This window comes from Ruegeria sp. CH11, assembly GCF_056537105.1.
This window is the reverse complement of record NZ_JBQFQX010000023.1, coordinates 43365-54618: the sequence shown is the minus strand read 5'-3', so window position 1 is coordinate 54618 and position 11254 is coordinate 43365. Positions and strand designations below refer to the sequence as shown.

Here is an 11254-nt window from a genome sequence, read left to right as displayed (position 1 = left end):
TCATTGACCGAGGAGTCTCATTGCTGCGTTGCCGCCCGTTGGCGAAAGGTTTTCTGCAGGCTCAATATGTCGAGCTGAAATAGAGCACGCAAAGCTTTCCTACTGTAATATTGGCGGGCTTCTTAGCTGAGTTGCCTGATCAATTATCCAGCTGCAAAACTTTTTTGTGTCTTCTCTGTCCGCAGCCGCGTTTATCAAATAGAAATAGTCCCGCTCGATCTCCAAGAAGCCATCCAACTTTCGCAAAGTCCCGTCGGCGAGATACGGATCGACCAATGGATTTCCTGCCAAGGCGATACCTTGTCCGGCGATCGCGGCTTGCAGCATGTTGATATAAGTATTCAAAGCTACTCCGCTGGACTCGGTTGGTAGCACCAGGCCATTTGCTTTGAACCAATGCGGCCAGCGGGCACCGGGTCGATAGATGCCAGACAAATGAAGCAAGTTCTCCTTTGTCAGATCAGCGGCTTCTGACAGGGCCGTATTTGGGGTGTATTTGGGGCTAAGCACCGGGAAAATGCGTTCTTGCAGCAGCGGAGTTACGTTGTCTCCGGGTGGTTTGTCCTTGGAATAGCGGATCGCAACATCGATGCTTTCGGCGGCAAGGTCCAATTTGCGATCGGTGACGACGAGGTTCAGCTCAACCTCCGGGAATTGATTGCTGAAGTCCACTAACCGCGGCATAAGCCAGTAGGTCGCAAATGCAGTGGTCGTGGTTACTGTCAGCGGGGTATCACCTGACGTCTTTGAGACATTCAGAACGGCGTTTGCAATTTGGTGCAAAGCCGGAGCCACCTCGGCCTCCAACATCCTGCCTGCCAGAGTCAAAGATACTTTTCGGTGATCCCTGACAAACAGCGTCGTACCAAGCGCTTGTTCAAGCTCGGCAATCTGGCGGCTGACCGATACGCGCGTGACACCCAGTTCTTCTGCGGCACGCGTAAAGTTGGAATTTCTGCATGCCGCTTCGAAGGTAATCAAATGGGGAAGCTTTGTAAGAGTTTTGCGCAGGTTTACCATAACGTATTGGTTAACATTGTGGATGGTATTTTGGAACTTCACAACTGCGTTCAGATCACAAAAAATCACCCCAAGAAGAGAACCGGCTGGACTGGCCTTAGAAAATTCTGGGAGGAAAACATGACAAACTTTTCCAATCTTGCACGCACCGCGGCAATAGCAACCGTACTTGGGGTCCCGGCAATTGCTGCGGAACAGCCCGGCGCAGGTGTTGATGTCTCACCCATCAAGGGATCGCCCGCCAACGCTTGGTTTCAGCATATGGTCGTGCAACAAGGCCTTGAGGCGTTAGGCTATAACGTCGAAGAAACCTTGGAAGCCGACTTCCCGGCGGTTCATCTGGCCGTCGCGTCTGGCGACGCCGACTATACCTTTAATCACTGGAAGCCCCTGCATAACGAATTTTTTGACAAATCCGGGGGCGAAAGCACCATGTCTCGCGTCAAGGCTGGAATTACCGGCGCGGGCCAAGGGTTCTTTATCGACAAGAAGACAGCCGAAACGAACGGCATAACCAGCGTCCAACAATTTTCCGATCCTGCCGTTGCCACCCTGTTTGATGCAGACGGCGACGGGCGCGCCAACCTGTCCGGCTGCAATCCCGGTTGGGGGTGTGAAATCGCGATAGAGGATCACCTGGACAATCTGAACCTGCGCGACACAGTTCAACATGATCAAGGAAGCTATTTCGCGATCATGGCGGACACCATTACGCGATACAACGAGGGGGGTGCCATTCTGTACTACACTTGGACGCCGAACTGGATCAGCGACGTCCTGGTCCCCGGAGAAGACGTGGTGCAGATCGGCGTTCAAAGCGACGGCGAGATGGATGCAGGGTTTGCTGTGAACGACGTCTATATCGTCGCCAACAATGAATTCCTTGAAGAAAACCCCGCCGCTGCAAAGTTCTTTGAACTTGTCGACATTCCGATCAGCGCCGTCAACGCGGCACAGGTCAAACTGCGCGATGGTGAAAACACACTGGAAGATTTCCAGCGCCACGCCGCAGATTGGATTGCCGAAAACCAAGCGCAATTCGACGGTTGGGTGGCCGAGGCCGCAGCCGCCGCAAACTAACTCTCCCCGAAGACTTTGGGGCGGCTTACCCGGCCGCTCCGGTTTTTTGAAGGAACAAGACAATGGCTGATGCACAGATCGAATGTCGTGACCTCTGGAAAATCTACGGCAACCGTTCGGACGAAGCTATGAAGGCGGTGCTGGCTGAGGGGCTTTCGAAAGAGGACGTGCGCGACAGATACGGCTGCGTTCTTGGCGTTCGCGATGCGAGTTTCAGCGTCAGGAAAGGCGAAATCTTCTGCATCATGGGGCTGTCAGGATCAGGCAAGTCCACCCTTGTGCGCCATGTCAACAGGCTGATCGAACCGACGTCGGGCCAAATTCATGTGGCAGGTCAGCGTGTGGACACGATGGGCGAAGAGGAGCTTCGTCAATTGCGGGCCGAAACGATTGGAATGGTTTTTCAGCATATGGCGCTGTGGCCTCATCGAACCTTGGGCGAAAATGTCGGTTTCGGGCTCGAAGTCCGCGGCATTGATTTGCAAACACGGCGAGAGGCGGCAGTCAAAGCGCTGGAAGCCATGGATCTTGGCGGCTGGATCGACCACTACCCCGATCAGCTGTCGGGCGGCATGCAGCAACGTGTGGGTCTGGCCCGCGCCTTGGCAGCCGACCCTGAAATTCTGCTGATGGACGAGCCATTCTCGGCGCTTGATCCTTTGATCCGTCGGCAATTGCAGGACCAGTTTCTGAACCTGTCGGCGCATATGCACAAAACCACGCTGTTCATCACCCATGATCTGGATGAGGCCATCCGGATGGGAGATCACATCGCCATCATGAATGATGGGGAAATTGTGCAAATCGGCACTCCCGAAGAAATCGTCACCAGCCCCAAAGACGACTATGTCGCCGAGTTTGTTAAAGGCATCAGCCGTGTCGCGCTGGTCCGGGCGGAAACCATCATGGAACCGCTGAACGGGCGGGACGCCACTGACAAAACTATACGCGTTGATGCTGAGTTGGGAGAGATCATTGATCTCTTCATGGACGATCAATCTCCGGTCACCGTTGTCAGCGCGGATCATACATCCGTCGGACAGATCACCATCAAAGACGCGTTGACCGCGTTGCGTGGGTAAGGGACGAATTCATGGATATCTGGAACATCTTTGACACTGAATGGGTCCCCGTCGGCACATGGGTCGAAACCTTCCTGCAATGGGTGGTGACCAACTTCCGCTTCATCTTTCAGGCCATCAAAGTCCCGTTCGAAATCGTTCTAACCGGATTGGAGGACGCTCTGACCCAGGCCCCTGACCTGCTGGTTCTGGCGTTGATCATTTTGGTGGCCTGGCAGGCAGGCGGTCGCCGTCTGGGCCTGATCTCGGCGGCCTGTATGCTTGCCATCGGCCTGATGGGCGCATGGGAAGAAAGCATGACCACCCTGTCCATCGTTCTGACATGCGTTGTGTTCTGTTCATTGATCGGCATTCCGCTGGGTGTGTACTCGGCCAAGAATGATCGGTTCTGGACGGTCCTGCAGCCCATGCTCGACCTGATGCAAACGATCCCGTCCTTTGTCTATCTGGTGCCCATCGTGATGCTGTTCTCGATCGGCAATGTCTCAGGCGTGATCGTGACCTTCATCTACGCTTTGCCACCGGTGGTGCGCCTGACCAATCTGGGCATCCGACAGGTTCGTGGCGATATGGTCGAGGCCGCGCGCGCGTTTGGGGCCTCAAACCGGCAGACGCTATACAAGGTCGAGCTACCTTTAGCGATGCCGACAATCATGGCCGGCGTGAACCAGACCATCATGATGGCGCTGAGTATGGTTGTGGTGTCTTCGATGATTTCCGTGACCGGTCTGGGCCAGATGGTTCTGCGCGGCATCGGTCGGCTGGACATGGGTCTTGCGACCGTTGGCGGGCTGGGCATCGTATTCCTGGCCATCGTCATTGACCGCGTATCGCAAAGCTTCGGCATTTCATCGCGCGAACGCGGTCACAAGAAATGGTACGAAACCGGCCCGGTTGGATATGTCCGCAGCCTGATGGGACGGGGGTGACATGACCGACTCTCGCCCAAATATCCTGTTCTTTCAGGTCGATCAGCTAACCGCCACTGCCCTGCAAGCCTACGGGGACAAAATTTGCCATTCCCCAACTATCGATGGGTTGGCCGCGCGTGGTGTGGTGTTTGAGAACGCCTATTGCAACTACCCTCTCTGTGCGCCGTCCCGCTTTTCGATGGCAACAGGGCAGTTGTCGTCGAAAGTTGGCGCCTATGACAACGCAGCAGAGTTTTCGGCCGAAATCCCAACGTACGCGCATTATCTGCGTGCGGCAGGCTATCAAACAGCCCTGTCCGGCAAAATGCATTTCATTGGCCCGGATCAGTACCACGGGTTTGAAAAACGCCTGACAGCAGATCTCTACCCCGGTGATTTCGCATGGGTTCCCAACTGGGAACACGAGGGCAAACGCGACACCAATGATCCCCGTGCGGTGCGTATTGCCGGAATCTGCGAACGGTCCGTCCAGATCGATTATGACGAAGAGGTCACCTTCAAGGCGATACAGCATATATATGATATGGCGCGCAGTGACAACGAACGCCCATTCTTCCTGCAGGTCTCTTACACCCATCCGCACGAACCCTATCTGTGTCGGAAGGAATTCTGGGATCTTTACGAAGGCAAAGACATCCCCATGCCCGCTGTGGGGGCTTTGTCAGAAAACCAACATGACCCCCACTCCGTGCGCCTGCTCAAGGATTTCGGCATGTTGGGCATTCAGTTCAGCGACGAGGATGTCGCCCGCGCCATCCGCGCATACTATGGATCAATCAGCTACATCGACAGCCTGATGTCCCGGGTCATGGATGCCTTACGGGCAACCGGCGCGGACAAGAACACCGTGATCTTGTTCACTTCGGATCACGGCGAAATGCTGGGTGAACGTGGCATGTGGTTCAAGAAGCATTTCTATGAGAAGTCCCTGCGCATTCCCCTGATCATCGCTGGCCCCGGTATCGCACCACAACGGGTTCAGGAATTGACTTCACTTGTCGATCTTCTTCCCACACTGAACAGCATTGTCGAAATTGAGGAACCTGTGGAGTCGTTGGAAGGCGTGAATCTGCTGTCTCTGCTGGACAAAGGTAATCCACCGCCTGAACGTGCGGTCTATGCCGAGTATTTGGCCGAGGCGACTAAGGTTCCGATGTTCATGATCCGCCATGGGAGTTACAAGTTCATTTACTCGTCACATGACGGGAACATGCTTTTTGATCTATTGGACGACCCGAATGAGCTTACAAACCTTGCACACGCCGAGGTCCATCGCGAATTGGTCGACGGATTTATCCAAGAAGTCGCAAAAAAATGGAATGAAGCTGAATTGATGCAACGCATCATCCTTAGTCAGAAGCGACGCGCCCTGGTTCGCAAGGCAATGGGGCAAGGCATCAAGCAACGTTGGAACCACGGTGAGTCTGAAACCGACAAAGTTCTGTGGTACCGCGGAGAACAGGGCTACAATGAATGGGCGTTCGACTATATCTGACCCCAAGCCAATGAGCCACCATTTGTAATGGCAGTCTCGGCCCAGAGCCGACCTAGATTGCGACTATTGATTTCTGCAGCGCCAAAGCCCCGTGTCGTAGCTGGTCTGTCGAAAGCTGTTCGGCTTGACCAGTTCAACCATGGCCGCGAACTCGGCCGCCCAGCTTTGTGTTTGCGCATTCAGAGCCTCCATATCGCGCCGATTGGTCCAATCGTTCACGCAAAGCCAAATGGCGTTTTCACCTTGGTCCACTCTGCGATAGAGAAGCGCGTCGTTCTGGTTCAAACTATACGATCTCAACGTGTTTCGGCGCACGCAGATCATCTGCGCCCACTTACTGGGTCATTCCACCTTTCAATCGTCTGAGTGGCATATGCAAGGCTGTCGGACGGTCGTCAGGTTGCCTTATGAGTTCTTCTGAACCGAAACGGAATTCATCCGCACGGATCGCCGAGAGGCGGATCAGAAGAAAATCGCAAGTCCGGTCATTGAGACAACCAAGAAAAGAATGGTCATGATTCCGCCAGAGCGAACGAAATCGACGACCCGGTAACCTGCCGGCCCCATGATCAACGCGTTCACCTGGTGAGTCGGGATCAAAAATGAGTTCGACGTTGAAATTGCCACCGTGAGAGCAAATACAGCCGGGTTACCACCAGCCGATACGGCAATGGAAACTGCTAGCGGCACGAGCAAAACAGTTGCACCTACATTGGACATGACCAGCGTGAACGCCGTTGCCAGAACGGCTATTCCTGCTTGCAAAGACCATATCGGCCAACCCTTTAGGAGGGCCAACACGTGAGCTGCAATCCAATCCGCAGTACCGGTGTTCTGGACTGCCTGGCCCAACGGGATCAGCGAAGCGAGCAGAAAAACTGTACTCCAACTAATCGACTCGTAGGCTTCGTCTATCGAGAGCACCCGGCTCAACACCATCCCAATAGCGCCAATCAACAGGCATAATGACAAGCGCAGATCGGAAAACAGGATTAAGCTCAACGCGATCAGGAAGAAGGCAAGCGCCCATCCAACCTTGTGTGGCCGTAGCTCTTCCTGGGGAAAATCCGAGGTTACGACGACAAAATCCCTGTCTGACTTCAGTCGAGTCAGACGGTCCCACTGGACGTGTACCACACACGTATCACCAGCTTGCAAAGGAACTTGCCCGATATGCGTGGCCGAATGATCTTCGGTTTCTACATGGCTCAGTGTTTCTTCGCCGCGCTGAATGGCCAACAGAGACAAACCATGTGTCTGACGGAGACGCAAATCAATCGGAGTCTGGCCGATCACTGAAGAACTGGGCGGAATGACGACCTCTGCAACCCCCGATTGGGTCGCGGCGAAGTCATCTGCAAAGACATCTAGTTGGGGTAGGATCTCTAAGCCGTAGGGTTCAGCGAACTGATACTCAACCACACGGCGCAGGCCAAGCACTGCAAGCCGCGCTGGCGCTTCGATCTTGGTATCAGCCATCGGCGCGATGACTTTGTGGCCGCGATAGGATGTGCCAAGAATGTACATGTTATGGGCGACCATTAGGTCCGCGAGCGTTTGCCCGATGATGATCGAGCCTTCAGGAACACGTATCTCAAACATATCGGCCCTAAGCCCATAGGTGTTTTCGACATATGTTTGCATGGACCGAGCTGAGCTTGCGTCTTCTCCACGCTCTCGCTGCGCTGGGAGGACCCAACGACCAAAGAGCACAAAGTAAAGCACCCCCGTCAGCACCAGCATCACACCGATAGGCGTGACTGAAAACAACCCAAATGTCTCCATTTGTTGGTCAGACGGAAGGGATGAGTTTGCCGAAACAATCAGGTCATTCAACAGGATGAGGGGCGACGACCCGACCAATGTGATAGTCCCACCCAGTATCGCGCAAAACCCCATGGGCATCAGCAACCTACTCAACGGGATTTCCGTACGTGCTGAGATGCGGCTAACAACAGGCAGAAAAAGCGCGGCAGCCCCGACGTTCTGCATGAAGGAGCTGATGACACCAACCGTTGTTGAAATTATCGGAATTATCCGGGCCTCTGTCGTGCCTCCATTCTTGAGGATCAAGGCCGCAACCTTTGACATAAGTCCAGTCTTATCAAGCCCAGCCCCAATTACCATCACTGCGATGATGGACATCACAGCGTTTGAGGAGAAACCTTCAAAAAGCTTTGATATATCGGCTAGATTACCTAGTCCCGGTAGATAGCTCAGCGCGCCAAGCAGCACCATTACAAGAATTGCGGCAACATCGATCCGAATAATCTCGGTAACAAAAAGTAAGACCGTAAAAGACAACAGACTCAGTACCGCTATCATTTCGTAGGTCAGTGTTGGTAATTCCATATCGTACTCCCAACCCAACGTTACCTGACTAGCAGCAAATACGAAGGACCAACTCTGCGCCGCAGATAAGGCCAAAATCCATCAAGCCGATTCACGCGGCTTATTTTATCGGACGTGATATCTGCTGAAACCTGGATATCGCCAACCCAAAGAGACGCTGATGACCGGCGTGTTCTGAGCGGAATTATTATCCTCAGTCGCAATCGGTTGCGGTGGTCTAGTGCCCCTCGCGAATATCGGCCGCCACAGACACGATACAACAGTTTGAAGCGGTGGAGCGAAAGGGCGTGTTTGTTCGGATCATGTCTGGGTTGGCAACGAAGGGGGCTGATCGCAAGACCATCAAGAATGTCACGACCTACCTCTAGGCGCACCGAACAGCCTCCTGCCTGCGGTTAGAAGAACGGGGCGCAGCAGGCTAATCAGGCGAACCAATGGCGGTATGGACACGAAGTTGCATGCAGTTACCAATAGTCTCGGACGCCCAAAACGCTTCTTCAAATCCGCTGAACTGAGCAATTCAATTGCCAATTGTTCAATTCCTGTTTCCTGCTTACCTTGCGACGACAAGTTCGCAATGGAATGGAAATGAGGTCTTGATGCAGCCGCACGCAATTGTTCTCGTTCATGGCCTTTGGCATGGCGGGTGGTGTTGGTCTCGGGTTGCGGAAATACTCAGAAGTCGGGACTATCGTGTTGATACCCCTACCAATACCGGTGTCGGGGAACGATCCCATTTACTGACCAAAGATATTACCCTTGAGACATTTGTTCAGGATATCGTGCAACATATCCTCTATGAGCAATTGCAGGACATTATTCTTGTTGGCCACAGTTTTGGAGGTGCCACAGTCACTGGCGTCGCTGACAAAATCCGCGATAGGATTGCCAAGCTGGTCTACCTCGACGGTGCTATTTTGGAATCCGGCGAAACGTGGATGAGCCTTCTCGACGCGGATCTCGCCAAAGCAAGGACAGACCTGGCGCGATCCAGCAGCGGTGGGCTTTCATTGCCTCCGGTAAAACCGGCTGCAATGGGTGTGGCCAAGGATGAAGACGCTGCGTTTATCGAATCCCGCCTGACACCGCACCCGTTTTCAACGATGACAACCGCGCTGGATCTTGAACGACCAGCGGGGGATGGGTTGGATGTGCACTACATTCAATGCATGGATCCACCCTACCCGCCGGCCAATCTGTCGCTGGCCCGGGCCCATGAGAAACACTGGCCAGTCACTCAGATTGCGACCGGTCACGATGCAATGGTTCTGGCGCCTGCGCTGGTAGCAGACGAAATCGACCGAATTGCTGGATCAACACAATAGTTTTTCGCACCCCCGATTAAGCGCGCTTTGGCGCTGTCGTTCGAGGCAGATTTTCACCTAAGGCACGGGCTTTCACCTAGGCCATCTCGTTCCCGGGGCTTCTGCGACCGCACAACGTAGTCTACACCTTGGAACAAGCTGGATTAAGGAGAAGCCCATGCCGGTATCTGGGTCGCCGCTGAGGGTATCGGCGGATTTGACAGACTTGCTTCGTGCGGGTTTGTCAGCAAACCCCGACGGGATCGCGCTTTATGCGTTGGATGGTGCTCTGACTTGGCGAGAGATTGATGCCGCCTGTACCCGGCTTGCTCGGAGTTATCTGAAAATAGGACTGCGGCCGGGCGACCGCGTGGCATCAATCATGCCGAACCGGGCGGCCCTGGTGATCCACTATCTGGCATGTATGCGCGCCGGTTTGGTGGCAATGCCGCTCAACTATCGTTACTCGGCTGCGGACATAGATTATGCCCTCGAATTGGCGGCACCTGCAGCGCTATTGGTGCATAGTGAGCGGGTCAATGATATTTCCGCTGTCTCTGGCATAGCGCGATTGCCAGTGGGGCTGATAGCGCATGCCGGCAAATTGGAAGGCGCGTTTGACTTTGAAGACCTTGTGGACGCCGAGAGTGAAGAAGCCCTGCCTGAAGTTCAGGCGGAGGCTCCGGCCTTCATATTTTTCACCTCCGGGACCACTGGCAAACCGAAAGGCGTAACGCATAGCCATGCTAGTATGGGAAGTATGGTTGCGAGCAATGCTCAAGGGTTGGGGCTGGTGCCACAGGACGTGGTTTTGCCTGCCTCGTGGATTTCCCATACTGCCGGATTACGCCTCACGCTCGCTGGGCTTTGGGTCGGCGCCAAGACGACTATTGCGCGGAATTTTACACCGGAAGAGTTGTTGGGGTTATTGCGGCAGACACGACCGACAGTCGCGCAAATCCTGCCTGCGCCGTTGGCGGCGTTGCTAACATCGCCCGGCGCAGCACGAGACGACTTTACCTCTCTGAAAACGATGATGGCGGGAGGAGACAAGCCGTCGCAAACAGTGGTCGAGGCGTTCAAAGCGCTGGCAGGCGTACCGATTGGATCGTTCTACGGGATGACGGAAATGGGAACATCTCATTCCAACACGCATGGAGGCGCCGAAAAAACCGGTGCGGTGGGACCGAACAATCCGGGATATGTCTCAGAGCTTCGAAATGAGGCCGGGGAGGAAGTCCCTGTGGGTGCGGACGGTCGGCACTGGGTCAAGAGCCCAAGCATGATGACCGAGTATTGGAACAACCCGGAGGCGACTGCAGCGGCCTTTCGAGACGGTTGGCTCGACACCGGTGATCTGATGCAGCGAGATGCGGATGGCTATTTTTGGTTCCGGGGGCGCCAGAAACAGATCATCGTGCATGATGGCTCAAATATCAGCCCGGCAGAGGTCGAAGATGCGTTAACGGCACATCCAGCTGTCGCGGCAGCTGTGGTGGTTGGGGTGCGAGACGAGATGCATGGTGAGGATGTTTGGGCATTCGTGAGTATGGCGGAAGGTGCTGCATCAGTTGACGTCAATGAAGTAATTGACTTCGCGCGGGAGCGGATTGGCTACAAAGCGCCAGATGTAGTTAAGGTATTAAAAGCGCTTCCGTTAACAATGGGTGGCAAGCTTGACAGGATGGCGCTGAAGCGATTAGCGGCCGATGAGAGCGGTCCTGCGCACGTGTTGTAAGCCTTGGACATTCGGGCAGCAGCCGCAGCCAGATCCACGATACTCTATACCGAAAACACTGTGCGATGACTCGGGTACCAAGCAACGCATGCTGCATCGTAAACCGATGACCTTTGCCGCCAAAAGCTAACATTGCTCAAAGTGAAAAGCGAAAGAAGACGACGCCATCGAAGTGACAGCGCCGCAATATTGCGCTGGACCCTGCAAATGCAGGGCTGGCCCGCGCGGTTCTGCCCATCTTTATCGGAAAC

General features: G+C 54.5%; 8 protein-coding genes and 1 pseudogene. 7 read left to right on the top strand and 2 right to left on the bottom strand.

All coding sequences use genetic code 11. The annotated features are described in order from the left end of the window. Positions 1–99: 99 nt before the first annotated feature. Positions 100–1089, bottom strand: a complete 990-nt coding sequence (locus tag ACR0LX_RS21340) for a LysR substrate-binding domain-containing protein (RefSeq protein ID WP_480785371.1) — start codon at positions 1087–1089, stop codon at positions 100–102. Between the two features lie 51 nt (positions 1090–1140). On the opposite strand from ACR0LX_RS21340, the gene proX reads away from it, so the two are divergent. The 4 genes from proX (at position 1141) to betC (ending at position 5609) form a co-directional block, all read left to right on the top strand. Next, positions 1141–2100 (top strand): glycine betaine/L-proline ABC transporter substrate-binding protein ProX, encoded by a 960-nt coding sequence (proX, locus tag ACR0LX_RS21335; protein WP_480785370.1) that lies wholly within the window; start codon positions 1141–1143, stop codon positions 2098–2100. A 62-nt stretch (positions 2101–2162) separates the two neighbouring features. Further along, complete coding sequence (locus ACR0LX_RS21330) at positions 2163–3182, top strand: quaternary amine ABC transporter ATP-binding protein (RefSeq protein WP_480785369.1); 1020 nt, start codon at positions 2163–2165, stop codon at positions 3180–3182. A gap of 11 nt (positions 3183–3193) precedes the next feature. Further along, complete coding sequence (locus tag ACR0LX_RS21325; protein ID WP_170768762.1) at positions 3194–4111, top strand: ABC transporter permease subunit; 918 nt, start codon at positions 3194–3196, stop codon at positions 4109–4111. Position 4112: 1 nt separating this feature from the next. Continuing rightward, positions 4113–5609, top strand: coding sequence for a choline-sulfatase (gene betC / locus ACR0LX_RS21320; protein ID WP_480785368.1), 1497 nt, complete (start codon positions 4113–4115; stop codon positions 5607–5609). Positions 5610–6071: 462 nt separating this feature from the next. Here the strand turns inward: betC and ACR0LX_RS21315 are convergent, their stop codons facing one another. Then, complete coding sequence (locus ACR0LX_RS21315; RefSeq protein ID WP_480785367.1) at positions 6072–7961, bottom strand: SLC13 family permease; 1890 nt, start codon at positions 7959–7961, stop codon at positions 6072–6074. Positions 7962–8120: 159 nt separating this feature from the next. Here ACR0LX_RS21315 and ACR0LX_RS21310 point away from each other — a divergent pair. From ACR0LX_RS21310 to ACR0LX_RS21300, 3 genes and pseudogenes are all read left to right on the top strand, one after another. After that, positions 8121–8469 (top strand): annotated as a pseudogene (locus ACR0LX_RS21310) (transposase); the annotation flags it as partial. 91 nt (positions 8470–8560) lie between these two features. Continuing rightward, a complete protein-coding gene (locus tag ACR0LX_RS21305; RefSeq protein ID WP_480785366.1) occupies positions 8561–9286 on the top strand; it encodes an alpha/beta hydrolase in 726 nt (241 codons plus the stop codon). A 205-nt stretch (positions 9287–9491) separates the two neighbouring features. After that, positions 9492–11003, top strand: a complete 1512-nt coding sequence (locus ACR0LX_RS21300) for a class I adenylate-forming enzyme family protein (RefSeq protein WP_480785365.1) — start codon at positions 9492–9494, stop codon at positions 11001–11003. Positions 11004–11254 lie beyond the last annotated feature (251 nt).